The following is a 19,474-nucleotide window of genomic DNA, read 5'->3' on the forward strand; positions in this document are numbered from 1 at the left end:
GGTTGTGGACAAGATAACCCGTCCGTGCTTGCATAGCCCCCGTCGGTCAACGGGGTGACCGAACTCCCTTGAGGGCCCGTACGCGACAAGAAGGTTGTGGACTGCCATGGCGAGGCGGGCAAGAGCACGCGACTTGCTGGATCGCTCACGTGTTTTGCTGGACCGTTCGCGGGTGGCGGCGGCCCAGTTCCTGGCCAATCCGCGGCCGCCGGCGGCACCTGTGCCACTGCCCGCGGCGGAAAGGCCTGCTATCGAGGCGCCGCCGGCCGCACCCGTAGCCGCGGGTGGCGACTCCGAACAGGCGCTCATCGACATCTGCGCGAGCATCGCGCTGCGCGACCTCAACCTCGTCGACTCGCTGCTCTCCCAACTCGAGGAGATGGAGAGCAAGGAGGAGGACGACCGCAGGCTCGCCCAGCTCTACCGGCTCGACCACCTGGCGACCCGGTTGCGCCGCAACGCGGAGAACCTGCGCGTACTCGCGGGCCGCGATGCCAGCGACATGACCTCCGACACGGCGTCGCTCGTCGACGCCGTTCGCGCCGCCATGTCCTCCATCGACCAGTACTCCCGCATCACGATCGGCCGCGTGGTCTCGCTCGGTGTCGTCGGCTTCGCCGCGGAGGACCTGAGCAGGCTGCTCGCCGAGCTGCTCGACAACGCCGCGAACCAGTCCCCGCCGAACTCGCTGGTGCGGGTGAGCGCACACCTGACCGAGCAGGGCAGCGTGCTGGTGCGGATCGAGGACGAGGGCATCGGCCTGCCTCCTGAGCGGCTGCGCGAGCTCAACGAGCGGCTGTCCACCGCACCGGTGCTCGACGACGACGCGGTTCGGCACATGGGGCTGGCGGTGGTCCGCAGGCTCGCGGCCAGGCACGAGATGCGGGTGTCGCTGGAACGCAGGCTGCCCCACGGCACCACCGCGACGGTGCTGCTTCCCGGCTCGTTGGTGGCGGAGTTGCCGGAAGCAGGCTGGTCGGGCACCCAGACCGTGGTCGTGTCGCAGCCTGCGCCCAACGGCAGCACACCTCGGCCTGCGGGCGCCTTCCAACCGGCGGCCGCATCCGGTTCGTCGGTGCTCACGGAGCCGCCCGCCACCACCGCGAGCGGGCTGCCGCAGCGCAACGCCACCTCCGCACCGCCGCGCGAGCACGAACCCGCCCCGTTGCCAAGGCCGAGGCCGGTGCCTTCGGACGGGGGGACCACACCCAGCGGCCTGCCGCGCCGGGTGTCCCGGAGTCTGAAGAACCCCTCCGGTGAGCGTGACCAGGCCCCCGCCCCCGTGGAGAAGGAGCCGGACTGGCCGGACCCGGAGGGCCACGAGAAGTTGCTCGCCGACCTCGACGCCTTCTCCGACGGTGAGCAGACCGCACGCGCGCAACGGCGCGACAGCGGTGAAGCGGACTCGAGTTCTGAGGAAGAGCAGTGACGGCCGACATCGAATCCCACAACCAGAACTTCTCGTGGCTGATCAACGACTTCGTCCGCAAGGTCCACGGCGTCACGCACGCGTTGATCATGTCGTCGGACGGGTTCCCGCTGACCTGTTCCGATCAGGTCAGCAGCGAGGACGCGGAGCAACTCGCCGCCATCGCCAGCGGGTTGCTCAGCCTGGCCCGCAACAGCGCGACGTTGTTCGACAAGGGCACCTGCGAGCAGATCATCATCCGGCTGTCGCAGGGGTACTTCCTGTTCATGGGCATCGGGTCGGGAGCGGGGCTCGCGGTGCTGACCGGGCCCGACTGCGACATGAAGGTCGTCGCCTACGAGATGACGCAGTTCGTCACCAACGCCGGTCACGCGCTGACGCCCGAAATACGTGCCGACCTGCGCCGCGTGCTGACAGCGCGCAGGACCCAGGGCTGACAGCGGCGAGGATGTGAGAACGCATGTCCGATGAGAACGGTGCCGGTCAGCCGAAGAAGATGCGCAGCAAGCGCATCCGTCCCTACGCACTCACCGGAGGGCGCACCAAACCGCGTTACGACCTGCTGGTGGAGACGCTGATCTCCGTGCCGCACTACGACCCCAGCCTGAGCGACTCGCTGATGCCCGAGTCGCGCAAGCTGTACGAGCGGGCCCGCACCCGCGTTTCGATCGCCGAGCTTTCCGTTCTGCTCGGCATTCCGCTGGGGGTCGTCCGGGTTCTGGTGAGCGACCTGGCCGCACAGGGCGCGATCTACATACACCCGACGGCGCACGCCTACCAGCACGATCGCAACGTACTCGAGAGGATCCTCGATGGACTCAAGCGGCTACCGGCCTGAATCCGGGCTCGCGGCACCGGAAGGAGAGGACGACGCCGGTCTGCTCACGGTTTCCGCGAAGATCGTCATCGCGGGCGGCTTCGGTGTCGGCAAGACGACGTTCGTCGGATCGGTTTCCGAGGTACCGCCACTCAACACCGAGGCGTGGATGACGGAGGCGGGCTCCGACATCGACGAGTTGCCGCCCAACGGGTCGAAGTCCACGACCACCGTGGCCATGGACTTCGGGCGTATCACCCTGCACTCGGACCTGTTGCTGTACCTGTTCGGCACGCCGGGGCAGGCCCGGTTCTGGTTCCTGTGGGACGACCTCTCGCGCGGAGCGCTCGGCGCGATCGTGCTCGTCGACACCAGGCGCATCGACCAGTCCTTCGCGGCCATCAACTACTTCGAGAACGACTCCGACCTGCCGTTCATCGTCGCCGTCAACAAGTTCGACGGGCAGCTCGCACACGATCTCGACGAGGTGCGCGACGCACTGGCGCTCAACCCCGACGTTCCATTGATCACCTGCGACGCCCGCGACCCGGCGTCCACCGCGCAGGCGTTGCGGGAGCTCGTCTCCTACACCTTGTCGCTGGCGGAGCTGTCGGAACCGGGGAGGGTCAGGGCGAATGCGTAGTGTCCTCATCGTCGGAGCAGGCCAGTCGGGTTTGCAGCTCGCTCTGACGTTGCGGGAGTACGACTACGACGTCACGGTGATGTCGGCGCGAACGCCGGACGAGATCCGCGGCGGTCGCATCATGTCCACGCAGTGCATGTTCCACGATGCCTTGCAGCACGAGCGGGACCACGGGTTGAACCTGTGGGAGTCGCAGACGGTCAACGTGGAGGGGCTCGGAGTCTCCATCGCCGGGCCGGATTCGAGCAGGGTGCTGGACTGGTTCTGCCGCCTGGACAACTACGCGCAGTCGGTGGACCAGCGCGTGAAGATGGCGGGCTGGCTGGAACTCTTCGAGCGGCGCGGCGGCAAGCTGATCATCCACGGGGTGACCACTGCGGATCTGGACTCGCTGTCGTCGATGTACGACCTGGTGGTGGTGGCCGCGGGCAAGGGCGAACTGGTCGGTCTGTTCGACCGCGACGACGCCCGCTCGCCCTACTCCACGCCGCAGCGGATTCTGTCAGTGGTCTACGCCCACGGCGTGCAGCGCAGGCCGGAACACCCCGAGTCCGCCGCGGTGCGTTTCAGCATCATTCCCGGTGTCGGCGAGCTGTTCATGATCCCCGCCTACACCCTCAGCGGCAACTGCGACATCCTGTTCTTCGAGGGCATCCCCGGCGGCCCGCTCGACTGCTGGGACGACCGGCCGGGACCGCAGGAGCACCTCGACCGGACACTGGAACTGATGCGGCGCTACCTGCCGTGGGAGTACGAGCGCAGCCGCAACGCCGAACTCACCGACTCCAAGGCCACACTCACCGGCTCCTACCCGCCGGTGGTGCGCAAGCCGGTGGGCGAGTTGCCATCCGGCAACATCGTGCTCGGCATGGCCGACGTCGTGGTGGCCAACGACCCGATCACCGGGCAGGGTTCCAACAACGCCGCCAAGTGCGCCGCCGTGTACCTGGACCGCATCCTGCGACGTGGCAGCGAGCCGTTCGACAGGCAGTGGATGCACGACACGTTCGAGGCCTACTGGGACTACGCCCAGCACGTGACACAGTGGACGAACGCGATGCTGCAACCACCGCCACCGCACGTGATGGACATCCTGGGAGCGGCACAGCACAACGAGGCGGTCGCTCACCGGTTCGTCAACGGCTTCTGCGATCCCTCGGATTTCCAGCACTGGTTCATGGACCCGGAGAAGGCGGCAGCCTACCTCGCGTCCGTCGGCGCCGGTCGAGCAGGCGGGCGCTGACCGGTGTCGGCACAGTAGGGGACAACAACGAAATACGGGAGGGCTCGCGCGGATGCGCAAGATCCTGATCGTCGGCGCAGGCCAGTCGGGTCTGCAGTTGGCGCTGACATTGCGGCAGCACGACTACGACGTCACCGTGATGTCGGCGCGGACACCGGACGAGATCCGGGCCGCGCGGGTGATGTCGACCCAGTGCATGTTCGACGACGCGCTCACCATCGAACGTAAGCACGGAGTCAACCTGTGGGACGACGTGGCGCCCGCAATCACCCATCAGGGCTTCTCGCTGGCAGGACCCGACGGTGATCGGGCGCTCAACTGGGCGGGGGAGTGGCCTGGTCCGGCGCAGTCGGTGGACCAGCGGGTCAAGATGGCCCGCTGGCTCGAGCTGTTCGAGGAGTGGGGCGGCAAGGTCATCATCCACGGTGTCACCACGGCCGACCTCAACACGCTCGCCGGGATGTACGACCTGACGATCGTGGCAGCGGGCAAGGGGGAACTGGTGGAGTTGTTCGACCGGGACGACTCGCGGTCGGTGCACACGCGGCCACAGCGGGCGCTGTCGGTGGCCTACCTGCACGGCGTGCGGCCGCGTCCGGAACTGCCGGGCTCGGTATACGTGTGGATGAACATCATCCCCGGCATCGGCGAGAACATCAACATCCCGGGTTACACGCTCAGCGGCTCCTGCGACATCCTCTACATGTCCGGGATTCCCGGCGGCCCCTTCGACGCCTTCTCCGACCGGCCCGACCCCTACGAGCAGGTACGAAGGCACCTTGAGCTGCTCAAACAGTACATCCCGTGGGAGTACGAGCGGTTCAAGGACGCCGAGCTGACCGACCCGAAGGGGACCCTGACCGGCGGCTACCCGCCGGTGGTGCGCAAGCCGGTGGGCGAGTTGCCCTCGGGCAACATCGTGCTCGGCATGGCCGACGTCGTGGTGGCCAACGACCCGGTCACCGGGCAGGGCTCCAACAACGCGGCACGCTGCGCGGAGGTCTACCTCGACGGAATCCTCGGCCGTGCCGACCAGCCGTTCGACGCGGACTGGATGCGGCAGACGTTCGAGCGCTACTGGGAGCACGCTCGTCACGTCACCCGGTTCACCAACATGATGCTGGAGCCGCCGCCGGAGCACGTGCAGATGATTCTGGGCGCGGCGCAGACCAACCAGGTCGTGGCCGACCGGTTCGCCAACGGCGTCAACAACCCTTCCGATCTCTCGGACTGGTTCTTCGAACCGGAGGACGCTGCCGCCTACCTCCAGCGGGTCACGCCCGGCGACTGAAACAGCACACCCAGCGGCGAGTTCGCCGCGAGCCGCCCCCTCGTGACGACGATTCCAGGGGGCGGCTCTTTCGTTTCTTTCGTGGCGCGGAAACCAAACCGTGACCAGCCAACCGCGCGGATCAAAGGAACGAACGTTGACGTGCGTCACAAATGTGCGTCACGATGAGGCCGTCCCCATGCAGTGGAGCACAGGAGGGCGCGGTGACGGTCGAGTCGATGCACGTGCGATCCAGGGCCGGTGACGAGGCCAAGGAACAGAAGCAGACCGCCTGTGCGCGGGTGCTCGCCGTGCTGTCGGCCTTCTCCTCCTCGGGAGGAGCGCCGTTGTCACTCACCGACATCAGCAGGCGAGCCGGGCTGACCTTGACGACCACGCACCGGTTGGTCGGCGAGCTGACCGAGTGGGGTGCGCTGGAGCGTGACGAGCGGCAGTACCGCATCGGCATCAAGGTCCTGGAGCTGGCGGCGTCGTCGACCAGGGGACTGGAGCTGCGCGAGGTCGCGATGCCGTACCTGATGGATCTGCACGCGGCCACCAGGGAGAACGTCCACCTGGCTGTGCGTGCCGGGCTCGAAGTGGTCTACGTCGAGCGGCTGCACGCGCCGGGTGGTGTGGAGTTGCTGAGCAAGATCGGCGGTCGCTGGCCGTTGCACGCCACCGGCACCGGCCTGGTGCTGCTCGCCTTCGCCGACTACGACGTGCAGGAACAGGTACTCAGCGGACCGCTGCAGCGGTTCACCAGCAAGACGATCTGCGATTCGCCCACACTGCGGCGCGCGCTCGCCGAGGTCAAACGCACCCGGGTGGCGATAACGGAAGGCCAGATCACACCGGGCGCGGTGGCCATCGCCAGCCCCATCCACGGCCCCGACGGTGACGTGGTCTCCGCGGTCGGCGTCGTGGTGCCCACGACCGGCTTCGCGCCGCGCGGCAACGAGAAACCGCCGCCGGGAGGCTGGAAGCAGCAGACGATCGTGCCCGCCGTGGTGACGACGGCGCGGCGGATCTCCCGCGCGCTCGCGGGGTAACTGTCCTGTTAGGACAATACGGGCCGCCTTTCCGCGAGGTGGAAGGCGTGTTGTTACCGGCTTTGCCCGCTTCGACCATTGTGCCTCGATACGTGTCGCCCACAGGGGGAGCCGGTAGATGAACATCGACGAGCTGCTGACCGACAACACGCACCTGATCGGCGGCGAGTGGGTCCCCGCACGCGGCGGCGACGCGATCGAGGTGATCAACCCCGCGACCGGTGAGTGCCTGCTGACCGTGCCGCGCGGGCAGGCCACCGACGTGGCCGACGCGGTCTCCGCGGCCGCGCAGGCCCACCCGCGCTGGCGGGACACCAGCGCCGCCGTCCGCGCCGACCTGCTCTACCGCTGGGCGGAACTTGTCGGCCGCCACGAGCAGGAACTCGACCAGCTTGAGTCGATGGAGGTGGGGCGTCCGCACTGGGGGCCGTCACCGTTGCGACGGATGCTGAGGTACGTCGCGGGACAGACCGACAAGGTGGTCGGCCGGTCGTTGCCGACGCACAACGCCGACGACATCGCGCTCACGCTGCGCGAACCGTACGGCGTGGTCGGCAGCATCATCCGGTGGGACGCGCCCGCGCCGATGTTCGTCAACGACGTGGCGCCCGCCATCGGCGCGGGCAACTGTGTGGTGGTCAAGCCCGCGGAGGACGCCCCGCTGGCCGCGCTGCTGCTCGCCAGGCTCGCGATGGAGGCGGGAATCCCGGCGGGCGTGGTGAACGTGGTCACCGGATACGGCAAGGAGGCGGGCGCCGCGCTGCCCGCGCATCCCGCCGTCCGCCGGATGAGCTTCACCGGGTCGCCGCGTGCGGGACGGTCGGTAGCGGCCGCCTGCGCGGAGAACCTCACGCCGTTGCGGCTGGAACTGGGCGGCAAGTCGCCGCAGGTGGTGCTGCACGACGCCGACCTGAGCAGGGCCGTTCCCGCGATCATCCGCAGCATCACGCTGAACAGCGGGCAGGTCTGCGCGGCCGGGTCGAGGGTGGTCGTGCACCGCAGCCGCGAGGAGGAAGTGGTCAGGGCGCTCGCCGAGGGATTCGCGAAGGTGCGCGTCGGCCGCTGGGACGAGAACGTGGACATGGGCCCGCTCATCAGCGCACGCCAGCAGGAGCGGGTGCTCGACTACCTGGAGATCGGGCAGAAGGAGGGCGCGACCCTGGTCGCCGGGGGGCACAAGCTCTGCGGCGGCAAGTTCGACCGGGGCTTCTTCGTCGAGCCCACCATCTTCGGCGACGTCGACCCGGGCATGCGCATCGCGCAGGAGGAGATCTTCGGCCCCGTGCTGTCGGTGATCGGGGTGGACGACGAGGCGCAGGCCCTCGAGGTGGCCAACGGGACCGTGTACGGACTCGCCGCCTCGGTGTGGACCACCGACGTCGGAAGGGCCGCCCGGCTGGCCAAGGGGATCGAGGCCGGGCAGGTCGCGGTGAACACCTCAGGGGCGTTCGGAGTGATCGGCGCGCCCTTCGGCGGCTACAAGCACAGCGGGTACGGCAGGACCATGGGCCCCGACGCCGTGCTGGAACACACGCAGGTGAAGACGGTGACCATCAGCGGGGCCGAACCCATGAGGGCCTGACCCCGCGAGTCCCCCGCTCAGGCCCGCGAGTCCCGCGTTCGTGCCCGTGAGTTCTGCGTTCGTGCCCGCGAGTTCTGCGTTCCGGTGGGGCTGCTGCCGTCATGACGACGGATAGGTGCTGATGGTGATCAAGGTGAGTGAGTCAGAGCCGGGAGCGATGGTGATGGAGGCTCCCTGCCCGGCTCGCTTCAGCACGAAGCTGGCGAAGTTGGCGGTGTCGGCCTGCGAGACGACCTGCCAGTCGCCGCTGGACACCACGTCGGCGTAGAAGCGCTGTACCTGCTCCACCGAGTCCGCCGTACGCAGCACCGTCGACCCGCCCGCCTCGCTGATGGTGGCGGACGGCCGGTAGCGAGGGAGCCCGGCGATGTCCTCGCCTGCCGTCGGCGACTCCGCGGTGGGCGACTCCGCGGTCGGGGCGGGCGACGGCGTTGTCGTGGTCGGCGTCCCGTTACAGGCGGCGACGCCGAACGCGCCGAACACACAACCCAGCGTCGCCGCGACGGCGGGCAAGGCTGTCCCGAATCTGCTCATCTGCTGCCTCCCGGCGATGGGCATCACGCGGTGTTTCGGCCTGCCTAGCGCGGCCGCGGCCCCGCGCGGACGCGGCTTAGGTCTCCTCGTCCCAGGGCCGAACGGCCCGGCGGTGGTGGGAAGCGACGCCGTGCGAGGCTGGCGCCGTGGAAATCTGGATCAACCCCGCCTGTTCCAAGTGCCGATCCGCGCTGACCGTGCTGGACGCCGAGGGCGCCGACTACACGGTGCGCCACTACCTCGAGCGGCCGCCGACCGCCGAGGAGATCGACGACGTGCTCACCCGCCTCGGTCTGGAGCCGTGGGACATCACCCGCACCGGTGAACCGGTGGCCGCGGAACTGGGGCTGGACACCTGGCCCCGCGACGCGGCACAGCGCGACCGCTGGATCGAGGTGCTGGCCAGGCATCCGATCCTGATCCAGCGCCCCATCATCACCGCCGACGACGGCAGCGCGGTCGTGGCCCGCTCACCGGAGTCGGTGCGGGCCGCGCTGGGCGAGGACACCGGTGCCTGACCGGACCCGGTGAGCGCCGGACTCGGCACGTGGTGAGCCCGGCGGTCACGGTGCCGGGCTGGGCTGCTGTGGCGGCACCTCGGTGGTCACTGCGGTGTCCTCGGGCCGCTGGGACATCGCCTGCCCGGCCAGTGCGCCGATGTGCCTGCCGAGTTCGGTGTAGGCGCTGAACTGGCCGTGATCGAACCACTGGTCGCCCGTGCTGTCGTGCGGGAACTCGGGATGCTGTGCCGCGTAGGACAGCAGCGGGTAGGGCAACTCCGGCCACAGCACCGCTCGGGCCACCACCAGCCTGCCGGTGACGTTTCCGCCCAGACCGCTCTCCGGCGGGTAGTGGATGGTGCCGGTGATCACGGGGTTCGCCGCCAGCCTCGCGGCCAGCGCACTGCCGCCTGCGATGCTGCCGATGCCGTCGCCACCCGCCGAACCGGGCTCGGCCCGCCACGGCTCGTCGAGTTCCACCCTGACGCCGAGTTCCTGCGCGGCCAGCGTCAGCGCCTGCGCGAGCGTGGTCGCGGTCGGTGGGGTGTCGTTGCTCGCATCGACGCAGTAGATGCGGGTGCACCTGCGTCGCAGCAACTCGACGAGTCCGAGGTTGTCGTAGTGCCCGCCGTCGGTGACGTGCAGCAGCCGGTCCTCGTGGGAGTGCACGCCGAACACCTCCCGCAGCAGGTACGGCAGCCGCCTCGCTCTGGGAAGCCACGCGTGGGCCCAGTCGCCGCGCGCCGCGGCCTGCCACGAGCGGCACACGAAACCCGGATTGGGAAGCCACGCGCCGAGCCGGGCGCCGGACACGGCGAGCAGCACCTGGAACCAGCGGCTCGCCCTGCCCATCGCGGAGGCGAACGCGGCACCACTGACCGCCACGGCGCCCTGCACCGTCAGATCGCGCCGGAACCTGCCCGTCACGACGCGTTCCAGGTCGCAGGTACGCACCCAGCCGACGTCGGGGCCCCCTGTCCACTCGGCACTCATCGTGTACGACACCGCACCCAGCCCCGGCGGTGTACGCGACTGTCCCTTGAGGTTGGCCGAGGCGGCGAAGATCACCTCGGGAAACCGCAGGTTCGGCGTCACCTTGCCGTACGCCGACAGGCCGGTGCGCTCGGCCGGGTCGTAGGGCACGGCCACGACCTGGTCGTCGACGTGCCTGCGCACCACCCGTACCGCGAACGCGCGGGCGAGCCGCCTTCGGTAGAACGGGTGCAGGCTCAGCGACGTCACGTCGAACACGCCGCCGAGCAACAGCACGGCCGCCGCGACGGCGGCAGCCGACACCAGCGCCGAGGAATCGTCGGCGGCGAGCGAGGCCGTGGCCGCTCCGCCGAACATCAGCAGCCACAGCACCGCCAGCAACCCGGTGGTGACGACCACCAGCAGCCGCTGCGTCAACCCGTTCGGCAGCGCAGCGGGCACACCGCCCTTGCGGCGCCGCAACAACCCCGACAGCTGCCTGCCGAGCACCGCCCGGTGTCGCCACGACATCGCCGCCACGGCGGCAAGGTAGGTCAGCAGCACGGCGCCCACCGAGCCGCCGACATCCACCGCGCTCCCGGTGTGGTCGAGCAGCCACGCCGAGCCCCACACCAGCAACGGCACCACGAACACCAGCACCGACACCACCACGGCCAGCGCGGTCAGCTCGGCCGCGTACCTCGCGGAGCGGCCGCGCCTGGCCTCCTCGCCGTGCGAGAACAGTGCCAGCAGGAACGCGGCTGCGGCCAGCGCGGCGACGGCCGCGACCGCTCCCGCCCGGGGTACCGGTAATGACAGCGGGTCGAGGCGCAGCGCGGTCACCGGCACCCTGGCGTACAGCAGGCCCGCGAGCACACCCAGCACCACCGCCGGTCCGAACAGGACGGTCAGCGACAGCAGCAGCCCCCTGCCGACCCTGCCCAGCGCGCCGAGCAACTCGCCGGGGGTGTTGGCCAGGTAGCTGGAGTTACGACGGATGTGGTGCAGTTCGGCGCTGCCCTCGGTGAAGGCCGAGGCGGGATCACGCACCACCGTCCCCGCCACGCCGGGCCTGCCTGCGTCGGTGAGCGCCTGCTGCAGCGCTCCCGCCGTGTAGCCACCACCGGAGACCGAGACCAGGTAGCGCGCGTCGAGTAGCTGCGCCCGCAGCGACTGCAGTGCCCCGAGGGCGACGCAGGCGGCCCGGATGCCACCGCCGGAAAGGCAAATCCCGGTGGTGTGCTCGCCGCGGGCCCACCGTTGCCTGACAAGGTCCGGCCGCACGCCCGGCACCGTGTAGGCGTTGCGCCACCTGGCGGCCCCCGTGGTGGGCGAGTCCGTGGCCGAGGGCGGATCGGTTTCCGCCAGCGGGCTGGGTGGCACGGTCCGCGGTTGGTGGGCGGCCCGGCGCGCCAGTTCGGGGCCGGGGTGGGTGGCGCTGCGCCACAGCAGCACGGCCGCCCCTGAGACCGCGACGACCGCGGCGGGAAGCAGCGCGCCGTACTTCAGCACGGCGGTGGCGGTGACAAGCTCGAGCGACCACGGCGCCACCTGGTGTGAACCCGTGGCGGCCAGCAAGGTGAGGGTCTGCGCGAAGTGCGCGGCGATCGCCACCACCGTGGCGGTTCGGGCCAGCCGTACCGCGCGCCCCGCCGCCGGTGTGCGCCACACCCACCTCGCCGCCGCCGTGCCCAGCCACAAGCCCGCGCCGTAGCAGGCGGCCGGCGCGAAACCCCAGGCCGCCGCCGTGGCCGTGCCCTGCGGCAACGGCCCGGTACGGCCCTCGGCGCCGAACTCGACGGTGACCAGAGCCGAGGTGCCCACCAGCCAGCAGCCGAGCCCGGTCAGTGTCATCGCGGTGAGCGCGAACGCCGCCGCCGCCCTTCGGGACGGCACGTCCGCACGTGCGGAACTGGGCACCGACACTTCCACCCCCAGCAGTCGTGGTCAGTCGTGGTGAGCCGCGGCCGGTCGTCACCGACCGTGCGTGCCCGCCACGCTACCGCTCACGCCCGCTCGACAGGCGTTGCCGTGGCCGGTCGCGCCGATTCCTCCTTGCGTTTGATGGAGCGGAAGATGTGCGCCCGCAGGTGTGCGAACTCCGGCAGTTCCTTGGTGGACACCTGGTCGCGCGGCCGGGGCAGCCCGACGTCGAGCACCTCCTGCACCGTCGTGGGTGGGCTGGTCAACACCACCACGCGGTCGCCGAGGTAGACCGCCTCGTCGATGTCGTGCGTCACGAACAGCACGGTGACGCCGTACTCGGCCCGCACCCGCAGCATCAGATCTTCCAGGTCCGCGCGGGTCTGCGCGTCCACCGACGCGAACGGTTCGTCCATCAGCAGCAGTTCCGGCTGGTATGCCAGCGCTCGCGCGATGGCGACGCGCTGCTGCATACCTCCGGACAGCTCCCACGGGTAGTGCTCGATGAACCCGGGCAGGCCCACCGACTCCACGGCGTGTTCCACCAGGCCGCGCCGCTCGGACTTACCGAGTGGCTTGTGCCGCAACGGAAGCTCGATGTTGTCGCGCACCGACAACCACGGCATCAGCGAGCGGCTGTACTCCTGGAACACGAACCCGATCTGTTCCGGCGGGCCGTCGACCGGCCTGCCACGCAGCCGCACCTCCCCCGAGGTGGGCGGAAGCAGCCCGGCCATGCAGCGCAGCAGGGTGGTCTTGCCGCATCCGGACGGGCCGACGAGGCAGACGAACTCCCCCTCGTCGACGTTGAAGGTGAGGTCGGCGATGGCGCGGGTGGCGCGTTCGCCGTCACCGTAGGTCTTGGACAGACCGATGACTTCCAGCACTGGCCACAACTCCTTACTGCAGTGCGCTGGCCTTGGCGCCGCGATGCCAGCCGAGCACGCGCCGCTCGACGAGTGCCAGAGCCGCGTTGAGCAGGTATCCGAGCACGCCGAGCAGCACGATTCCCGACCACATCTCGGGTATCGCGAAGGACCGTTGGGATTCGAGCACGAAGTAGCCGATGCCCGCGGTGCTGGCCACCATCTCGCTGATCACCATGAGGATCAGCGCGAGCGAAAGGCTGGTCCGCATGCCCGCGAACACCTGGGGCAGCGCGGCGGGCAACACGATGCTGCGCAGCCGCTCGCCGCCGCGGATTCCGTAGACCTTCGCGGTGTCGAGCATCGTCGGGTCCACACCGCGCACTCCGTCGATCGTGTTGAGCAGGACCGGCCACAGGCACACCACGGCGATGATGAAGATCTTCATCGTGTCGCCGACGCCGAGCACGAGCATGCCGAAGGGCAGCAGCGCCGGCGGTGGGACGGCACGGCCGAACTCCACGATCGGTCCGGCGACGCGGCGTGCGGTGGCCGAGAGACCGAGCAGCGTGCCGACCGTGATCCCGATGGCCACGGCGATGAGGAACCCCGCGGCCAGCCGCCTGAGGCTCGGCAGCACGTCGGTGGCGAACCGGTCGAACAGCCAGGTGTCGGCGAAGGTGGCCAGGATGTCGGACAGCGGCGGGAAGTAGAAGCTGTCCGCGTTGGCCGACCAGACCCACCAGCCGGCCAGCACCGCCAGCGCGACGCCGGCCTCCAGTGCGATCAGCGCCCAGCGGCGCCGGGAAGGACTCATCGCGCACCTCGCTGCGCCGGGTGCCAGTGCAGGACGCGTCGTTCCGCCATCCCGAACAGGCTGTTGAGCCCCCAGCCGATCAGGCCGGTGACGATGATCAGTGCGTAGAGCAGGTCGGGAGCGGCGCTGACGCGGGCGGCGTTGATCTCGCGCCCCAGCCCGGGCGATCCGATGACCAACTCGGCGGTGACGGCCAGGATCAGCGCGACCGAGGAGGAGATGCGAAGCCCCGTGGCGACGTAGGGGACGGCGCCGGGCAGTACCACGCGGGTGATCCGTTCGACTCGGCTGAGCCGGAACACGCGCGCGGTGTCCACGGCGACCGGGTCCACGTCCTGCATCCCGTACAGGGTCTGGATCAGCAGTGGCCAGAACGCGGCGAAGGCGGCGAGGAACACCTTGCTCTCCATGCCGACGCCGTAGACGAGGATGGCCAGCGGTACCAGCGCCACCGAAGGGATCGGGCGGAGGAACTCGATGATGGCGCGAAACGCCCGGTAGCGGACCACGCTGGAGCCCAGGATCATGCCCAGCGGCACGGCGAACACCGCCGCGAAGGCCAGACCGAGCACCCAGCCCTGCATGGTTTGGCCCAGCGCGGTCCAAAAGGACGCCTGGCCCAGTTGCGCGCCCAGTTCGGCGAGCATTTCGGAGACCGGGGGAAAGTGCCGCCGGGGCAGCAGCTCGGCTCGTGACGCCAGTTCGGCGAGCACGAGCACGGCTGCCACCCCGGACCAGGTCTGCGCCAGCAGGCGCAGCCGGTTGTCGGTACGGGTCATGGACTGGCTCAGCTCCCGTTCGGGGTCCAGATCAGCTCGTCGAGGTTGGCCTCACCCTCGAGCAACCCGTACTTCTTGCTCAGGTCGTGCATTCCCTGGATGGATTCCCGGTTGAGGTCGGAGCTCCACTGCCCGAGCCGAACCTCGCCGAGCAGGTTGTCCGGGATCTTGGTGTACTCGCCCAGGGTCTTGCGGACCGCTTCGGGGTTCTGCGCGGCGTACTCCAGCGACTTGTTCATCGCCCGTACGAACCGCTCGACCACCTCGGGGTTCTCCTCGATGTAGGCCTGGGTGGTGAAGTAGGCGGCCACCGTCAGGCTCGGCTCGGTCTCGTACAGCGGAGCGACCAGCGGCCTGGCCCCGCTCTGCCTGGCGACGGTGTCGAACGGCTCCACGACGTAGATGGCGTCGACCTGGCCCTGCTCCAGTGCCGCGTTCGCCTCGGGGAACGGAACCTCGACGAACTGGATCTTCGAAAGGTCCACGCCGTGCTTCTCCAGCGACGCCCTCGCGGTCACCTCGGGCACGTTGCGCAGCGTGTTGACGCTGAGCCGCTTGCCTTCCAGGTCCTTGGGGGTCTTGATGCCGCTGTCGGCGCGAACCCAGATGTGCGACCAGGAGTCCTGCTCGTCGGCGGCCTCCTGCACGCCCTGCGCGACCATCCTGACCGGTAGGCCCTTGCTCGCTCCGATGAGCAGCGACGCGGTGTTGGAGAACCCGAACTGCAGGTCGCCGCTTTGCACGGCGGGCAGGATCTCGGCGCCGCCCGCGAACTCCTGCGGTTCCACGGTGATGCCCTCTTCGGCGAAGAAGCCCTGCTCACGGCCGAGGTAGAGCGGGGCCACGTCCATGATCGGGATTACCCCGACGCGGACGGTCACCGGCCCGGAGCCGTCGCCGCTCGCGGCGTCGTCTCCGCCGCCGCAGGCGGCCGCACCCAGTGCGAGTGTGAGCACGGCCGCCAGCGCCGACAGGCGCCGGACGGGGCGAAGCTGGGGTCTTGCGAATCTCATGGGCACTCCCTTGTGCCTAAACGTGCGGTACGTTGCGCGGACTCTAGAACCATTCCAGTTCATCACCTAGCTGGGTGATAGATACATCACTTGACATCGCGGTTCGATTCCTTCCGGCCCCGCCGTCCACGGTGGGTAGGCGCAGCCGGGCAGCCGTGGCCGACCCTGGGACGCGCCGCTCCCGAGCGAACCCTCGCAGGGGGTCACAGGATTGTCAACAATTTCGTCGTAAAGGCTGCGGGAGCGTTGTCCGAGCCCGGCAAAACCGTGACCGGGGCACGTATAACGGCCTATACGCCGCGGCGCTCAAGAGGGGTAGTTCGCCCCTACCGGCACCGCGGCGGCATGAACGAGCGTGAGTGGGCGACGCCTGAGGAGGCCCACGAATGCACGTACTGGTAACCGAAGCGAACTTCGGGGACTCCGCGCGGGTCCTGCCCCGGCTGCGCGACCTCGGCTGCCGGGTGAGCACCTGCCACACCGCCACCGGCCTGTGCAGGGCACTCGAGCCGGGATCGCGCTGCCCGCTCGACGAGCCCGGCGGTGTCGACCTGCTCGTGGACGTTCGTTCGGTCGGCGAGGAACTCACGGCACGCGAGTTCGGCGCCGTGTGCGCCGTGCGCGCCCGGGTACCCACCGCGGTCACCGACGCCGACACCGGGCGCGTGCCGACGGTGCCGATCGGCTTGGAGAACCACGTCACCGCTGTGCCTGCCGACGGGCTGGCCGACGCCTGCCGGGGTTGGCTGCGGGCACGCGGCAACGACGCCGAGCGGGCACAGCGGAGGACGCCATGACACGCGCCACGGGCAGCGGGCCGATCGTGGTCGGCGTCGACGGCTCCGACGCCTCCGTGCGCGCGCTCGGCTGGGCGATCGATGAGGCGCTCGCACGCGGCAGCGAGGTACGGGCCACCGCCGTGTGGTCGGTCGACGTCACCCACGACTTCGCCTGGAAGCGTGTCGGGGACATCCGCGCCCGCTACGAGCGCATGCTCGACGACGCCATTGCCGAAGCGACTCGTGGCCGTGCCGAGCTGCCCGCGATCGTTGCGGTGGTGCTGGAGGGACCGGCGGGCACGGTGCTCGTGGAAGCGGCACGCGAGGCGGCGATGCTCGTCGTCGCCAGGCACCGTGGCCAGAGGCTGCGCAAGACCATGCTCGGCTCTGTCAGTGCCGCCTGCGCGAAGAACGCCAGCGTGCCCGTGGTCGTGGTACCGCCGAGGGCACAGGACGAGTGGGACGAGCGGGGAGCCGAAGCACGGCGGCCCGTCGAAACGGCTTCGACGGCGGGTGGGTCCGCCCGGTCGGGCCGAGCTCGCGAGCCTGGTGAGGAGTGAATCCCGTGACAACCACCGTGGAGCGCCTCGGCCACCGAGGCCTGCTCGCCGACGGGCGCGTCGTACTGATCCGGCCGCTCGTGCCGTCGGACGCGCCAGCGGTGACGCGGCTGCACCGCGCGTTCGGTGAGCGCGACAGCTACCTGCGATTCTTCGGCCCGGCGCCTTCCCACCTCGACCGGCTGGCCGAGACCATCGCGGCCGAGACCGGCCCGAGACATGCCGCCGCGGGTGCCTTCCTCGAGGGCAGGCTTGTCGGGGTCGCCAACTACGAGACGCTGGCCGACCCCGGCATCGCCGAGATCGCGCTGGCCGTCGACGCCACCGCCAGAGCCGAAGGTGTCGGCACGCTGCTGCTGGAGCAGCTGGTGTCCACCGCCAGGGCGCGCGGCATCAACCGGCTGCTCGCCGTGGTCTCGACGGAGAACACCCGCATGCTGCGGCTGCTGCGAGACTTCGGGCTGCCGATGACGAGCACCTCACAGGGCCCCGAACGCGAGATCGTGCTGCAACTGGACGGTGGCGAGCGCTACCTGGAAACGGTGGCCACCCGCGAACGGGTGGCCGAGGTCGCCAGCCTGCGGCACGTGCTCGAACCCGCCTCCATCGCCGTCATCGGAGCGAACAGGCGGCAGAGCTCGGTGGGGCACGCGGTGCTTCGCAACCTCACCGAAGCCGGCTTCACCGGCGCGCTGTTCGCGGTCAACCCGCACGCCGATCGGATACTCGGCGTCGAGTGCCGCCCCAGCGTGGCCGACCTGCCGCAAACACCCGAACTGGCCGTCGTGGCGGTGCCCGCGCCCGCGGTCGCCGACGCGATCGAGGACTGCGGACGACGCGGTGTGCGCGCCGTCGTCATCATCACCGCGGGGTTGTCGGGCGACGACACCGACCGCGTGCTCACCGCCGTGCGCCGGTACGGCATCAGGGTCGTCGGGCCCAACTGCATCGGCGTGGTCAACACCGACCCGAACGTGCGGATGAACGCGACGTTCCTGCGCTCAGCCGTGGCGGGCGGCGACATCGGCGTGATGACGCAGTCCGGCGGGGTGGCGATCGCGCTCACCGAACTGCTGGCCGCCGCGGGCCTCGGGGTGTCCAATGTGGTCTCGGCCGGTGACAAGTACGACGTCAGCGGCAACGACATGCTGCTGTGGTGGCAGCACGACGACCGCACCGCCGCGGCCGTGCTGTACCTGGAGTCCTTCGGCAACCCGCGCAAGTTCGGCCTGCTCGCCCGCGCACTGGCCCGCGAGAAGCCGGTGCTCGCCGTGCGTGGCGCCAACACCGCGCTGGCACAGCGTGCCGCCGCATCGCACACCGCCGCGGCGGCGACGCCGGCCGTCAGCAGGGACGCGCTGTTCGAGCAGGCGGGCGTGCTCGCCGTCGACACCGTCACCGAGCTGCTGACCGTGCTGGCCGCGTTGCGCTGGCAGGGCCCGCCCTCGGGAAACCGCGTCGCCGTGGTGAGCAACGCGGGCGGAACCGGGGTGCTGGCCGTGGACGCCTGCGCCCGGCACGGCCTCGCACTGCCGGAGTTGACGGAGGAAACCCTGGTGCGGCTGCGCGCGCTGCTGCCGGAGCAGGCCAGCTCGCGCAACCCGGTGGACACCACCGCCGCGGTGCATCCGCTGGCCTTCGGTGCCTGCGTGGACGCTGTCGTGGAGGACCCGAGCGTTGACGCGGTCATCGTGGCGACGGCACCGACGGCCGTGGGAGATCCCGCGGACGCGCTGAACCAGCGGGTGTCGCTGCGTGGCAAGCCGATCGTGGTCGTGCGGCCCGGCCAGCTCGCGCCCGTGGCGCCGCTGACCGACGAGTTGGTCGGCCCGGTCACCGCCAGCTACTCCGATCCCGAGTACGCGGCGCAGGCACTGGGCAAGCTGGCGGGCTACGCGCGCTGGTTGGCGCAACCGTCGGGCGAGGTGCCTCACCTGCCCGGCATCGACGTGGACGGTGCCCGCACGCTCGTGGCCGAGGCACTGGCGCACAACCACGGCGACGGCTGGCTGACCCCCGCCGAAGTGGGCGCGCTGCTGCGCTCCTTCGGGATTCCCACCGTGCCGACCTCGGTCGCTGCCGACGAGGCGCAAGCGGTGGAGCTGTTCGAAAGCATGGGCGGGCGGCCCGTGGCGTTGAAGGCGAACGCGGAAGGCCTGCTGCACAAGAGCGCGGGCGGGGGAGTGGCACTCGACGTGCGCGGCGCCGAGGGAATCCGCGATGTCTTCGCCACGTTCCGGGAACGCTTCGGCGGCGCGCTGCACAGCGTGGTGGTGCAGCCGATGGTGCCCAAGGGAAGGGAACTGCTCGTCGGCATCAACGCCGACGACGTGTTCGGCCCGCTGGTGGTGTTCGGCCTCGGCGGTGTCGACACCGACCTCATCGCCGACCGAAGCGCCCGGCTGGCTCCGCTGACCGAGTCCGACGCCGACCAACTGCTCACCGGTCTGCGCAGCTCGCCCGAACTGCTGCGGCAGCTACCGGTGCCCGCCGTGCGTGACGTGCTGATGCGGGTGGGACTGCTGGCCGTGGCGCTGCCCGAGATCGCCGAACTCGACCTGAACCCACTCGTGGCCACCGAGGACGGCTGCGTGGTGCTCGACAGTCGGGTGCGCGTGCGCGGCCACCTCACCGGCGACCCGTACCTGCGTTACCTGAAGCACTGAGCAGAGCACAGAGAGCACCGGGAGCACCG

At 70.0% G+C, this 19,474-nt stretch carries 18 protein-coding genes; 12 read left to right on the forward strand and 6 right to left on the reverse strand.

Annotated elements, in window-relative coordinates; genetic code table 11:
- Positions 1-106: 106 nt before the first annotated feature.
- The 8 genes from SACMADRAFT_RS13225 (at position 107) to SACMADRAFT_RS13260 (ending at position 8,036) form a co-directional block, all read left to right on the forward strand.
- Entirely contained in the window at positions 107-1,429 is a 1,323-nt protein-coding gene (locus SACMADRAFT_RS13225; protein WP_009154328.1) for a sensor histidine kinase, read from the forward strand.
- On the forward strand, positions 1,426-1,866 hold the full coding sequence (locus SACMADRAFT_RS13230; RefSeq protein ID WP_009154329.1) for a roadblock/LC7 domain-containing protein: 441 nt from the start codon (positions 1,426-1,428) through the stop codon (positions 1,864-1,866). Before SACMADRAFT_RS13225 ends, SACMADRAFT_RS13230 begins: the two co-directional genes overlap by 4 nt.
- A 23-nt stretch (positions 1,867-1,889) precedes the next feature.
- Positions 1,890-2,267 carry a DUF742 domain-containing protein gene (locus SACMADRAFT_RS13235; RefSeq protein ID WP_009154330.1) on the forward strand — a complete coding sequence of 126 codons (378 nt, stop codon included), beginning with the start codon at positions 1,890-1,892 and terminating at the stop codon, positions 2,265-2,267.
- Positions 2,242-2,889: a GTP-binding protein gene (locus SACMADRAFT_RS13240; protein WP_009154331.1), complete on the forward strand. Its 648-nt coding sequence runs from the start codon at positions 2,242-2,244 to the stop codon at positions 2,887-2,889. The genes SACMADRAFT_RS13235 and SACMADRAFT_RS13240 overlap by 26 nt, the downstream gene beginning before the upstream one ends.
- Positions 2,882-4,132: a styrene monooxygenase/indole monooxygenase family protein gene (locus SACMADRAFT_RS13245; protein ID WP_009154332.1), complete on the forward strand. Its 1,251-nt coding sequence runs from the start codon at positions 2,882-2,884 to the stop codon at positions 4,130-4,132. Before SACMADRAFT_RS13240 ends, SACMADRAFT_RS13245 begins: the two co-directional genes overlap by 8 nt.
- A 52-nt stretch (positions 4,133-4,184) precedes the next feature.
- Entirely contained in the window at positions 4,185-5,423 is a 1,239-nt protein-coding gene (locus SACMADRAFT_RS13250) for a styrene monooxygenase/indole monooxygenase family protein (RefSeq protein ID WP_009154333.1), read from the forward strand.
- 203 nt (positions 5,424-5,626) lie between these two features.
- The gene (locus SACMADRAFT_RS13255) at positions 5,627-6,454 is read left to right on the forward strand and encodes an IclR family transcriptional regulator (RefSeq protein ID WP_009154334.1); all 828 of its coding nucleotides are present in this window, start codon (positions 5,627-5,629) and stop codon (positions 6,452-6,454) included.
- Positions 6,455-6,572: 118 nt separating this feature from the next.
- Positions 6,573-8,036 (forward strand): aldehyde dehydrogenase family protein, encoded by a 1,464-nt coding sequence (locus SACMADRAFT_RS13260; protein WP_009154335.1) that lies wholly within the window; start codon positions 6,573-6,575, stop codon positions 8,034-8,036.
- Between the two features lie 99 nt (positions 8,037-8,135).
- Here SACMADRAFT_RS13260 and SACMADRAFT_RS28535 read toward each other — a convergent pair whose 3' ends face one another.
- Positions 8,136-8,570, reverse strand: coding sequence for a hypothetical protein (locus SACMADRAFT_RS28535; protein WP_009154336.1), 435 nt, complete (start codon positions 8,568-8,570; stop codon positions 8,136-8,138).
- Between the two features lie 146 nt (positions 8,571-8,716).
- Here SACMADRAFT_RS28535 and SACMADRAFT_RS13270 point away from each other — a divergent pair, with 146 nt between their 5' ends.
- On the forward strand, positions 8,717-9,088 hold the full coding sequence (locus tag SACMADRAFT_RS13270) for an arsenate reductase family protein (protein WP_009154337.1): 372 nt from the start codon (positions 8,717-8,719) through the stop codon (positions 9,086-9,088).
- 45 nt (positions 9,089-9,133) lie between these two features.
- Here the strand turns inward: SACMADRAFT_RS13270 and SACMADRAFT_RS13275 are convergent, their stop codons facing one another.
- From SACMADRAFT_RS13275 to SACMADRAFT_RS13295, 5 genes are all read right to left on the reverse strand, one after another.
- Positions 9,134-11,968, reverse strand: a complete 2,835-nt coding sequence (locus SACMADRAFT_RS13275; protein WP_232285587.1) for a patatin-like phospholipase family protein — start codon at positions 11,966-11,968, stop codon at positions 9,134-9,136.
- A gap of 80 nt (positions 11,969-12,048) precedes the next feature.
- The gene (locus SACMADRAFT_RS13280) at positions 12,049-12,852 is read right to left on the reverse strand and encodes an ABC transporter ATP-binding protein (protein ID WP_009154339.1); all 804 of its coding nucleotides are present in this window, start codon (positions 12,850-12,852) and stop codon (positions 12,049-12,051) included.
- Between the two features lie 13 nt (positions 12,853-12,865).
- Positions 12,866-13,648: an ABC transporter permease gene (locus tag SACMADRAFT_RS13285; protein WP_009154340.1), complete on the reverse strand. Its 783-nt coding sequence runs from the start codon at positions 13,646-13,648 to the stop codon at positions 12,866-12,868.
- On the reverse strand, positions 13,645-14,427 hold the full coding sequence (locus tag SACMADRAFT_RS13290; RefSeq protein ID WP_009154341.1) for an ABC transporter permease: 783 nt from the start codon (positions 14,425-14,427) through the stop codon (positions 13,645-13,647). Before SACMADRAFT_RS13290 ends, SACMADRAFT_RS13285 begins: the two co-directional genes overlap by 4 nt.
- An 8-nt stretch (positions 14,428-14,435) precedes the next feature.
- Complete coding sequence (locus SACMADRAFT_RS13295; RefSeq protein WP_009154342.1) at positions 14,436-15,440, reverse strand: ABC transporter substrate-binding protein; 1,005 nt, start codon at positions 15,438-15,440, stop codon at positions 14,436-14,438.
- Between the two features lie 386 nt (positions 15,441-15,826).
- On the opposite strand from SACMADRAFT_RS13295, the gene SACMADRAFT_RS13300 reads away from it, so the two are divergent.
- Genes SACMADRAFT_RS13300 through SACMADRAFT_RS13310 form a run of 3 tightly spaced genes read left to right on the forward strand, consistent with a single transcriptional unit; the run spans position 15,827 to position 19,445 of the window.
- Positions 15,827-16,237, forward strand: a complete 411-nt coding sequence (locus tag SACMADRAFT_RS13300) for a hypothetical protein (protein WP_009154343.1) — start codon at positions 15,827-15,829, stop codon at positions 16,235-16,237.
- A complete protein-coding gene (locus SACMADRAFT_RS13305; protein ID WP_009154344.1) occupies positions 16,234-16,779 on the forward strand; it encodes a universal stress protein in 546 nt (181 codons plus the stop codon). The genes SACMADRAFT_RS13300 and SACMADRAFT_RS13305 overlap by 4 nt, the downstream gene beginning before the upstream one ends.
- A gap of 5 nt (positions 16,780-16,784) precedes the next feature.
- Complete coding sequence (locus SACMADRAFT_RS13310) at positions 16,785-19,445, forward strand: bifunctional acetate--CoA ligase family protein/GNAT family N-acetyltransferase (protein WP_009154345.1); 2,661 nt, start codon at positions 16,785-16,787, stop codon at positions 19,443-19,445.
- The last annotated feature ends 29 nt before the right edge of the window (positions 19,446-19,474 follow it).

This window comes from Saccharomonospora marina XMU15, from assembly GCF_000244955.1.
GTDB lineage: Bacteria > Actinomycetota > Actinomycetes > Mycobacteriales > Pseudonocardiaceae > Saccharomonospora_A > Saccharomonospora_A marina.

Coding starts and splice junctions, on each gene's coding strand:
- SACMADRAFT_RS13225 (WP_009154328.1), top strand. CDS start 107: ATGGCGAGGCGGGCAAGAGCACGCGACTTGCTGGATCGCTCACGTGTT.
- SACMADRAFT_RS13235 (WP_009154330.1), top strand. CDS start 1,890: ATGTCCGATGAGAACGGTGCCGGTCAGCCGAAGAAGATGCGCAGCAAG.
- SACMADRAFT_RS13240 (WP_009154331.1), top strand. CDS start 2,242: ATGGACTCAAGCGGCTACCGGCCTGAATCCGGGCTCGCGGCACCGGAA.
- SACMADRAFT_RS13245 (WP_009154332.1), top strand. CDS start 2,882: ATGCGTAGTGTCCTCATCGTCGGAGCAGGCCAGTCGGGTTTGCAGCTC.
- SACMADRAFT_RS13250 (WP_009154333.1), top strand. CDS start 4,185: ATGCGCAAGATCCTGATCGTCGGCGCAGGCCAGTCGGGTCTGCAGTTG.
- SACMADRAFT_RS13260 (WP_009154335.1), top strand. CDS start 6,573: ATGAACATCGACGAGCTGCTGACCGACAACACGCACCTGATCGGCGGC.
- SACMADRAFT_RS28535 (WP_009154336.1), bottom strand. CDS start 8,570: ATGAGCAGATTCGGGACAGCCTTGCCCGCCGTCGCGGCGACGCTGGGT.
- SACMADRAFT_RS13285 (WP_009154340.1), bottom strand. CDS start 13,648: ATGAGTCCTTCCCGGCGCCGCTGGGCGCTGATCGCACTGGAGGCCGGC.
- SACMADRAFT_RS13290 (WP_009154341.1), bottom strand. CDS start 14,427: ATGACCCGTACCGACAACCGGCTGCGCCTGCTGGCGCAGACCTGGTCC.
- SACMADRAFT_RS13295 (WP_009154342.1), bottom strand. CDS start 15,440: ATGAGATTCGCAAGACCCCAGCTTCGCCCCGTCCGGCGCCTGTCGGCG.
- SACMADRAFT_RS13300 (WP_009154343.1), top strand. CDS start 15,827: ATGCACGTACTGGTAACCGAAGCGAACTTCGGGGACTCCGCGCGGGTC.
- SACMADRAFT_RS13305 (WP_009154344.1), top strand. CDS start 16,234: ATGACACGCGCCACGGGCAGCGGGCCGATCGTGGTCGGCGTCGACGGC.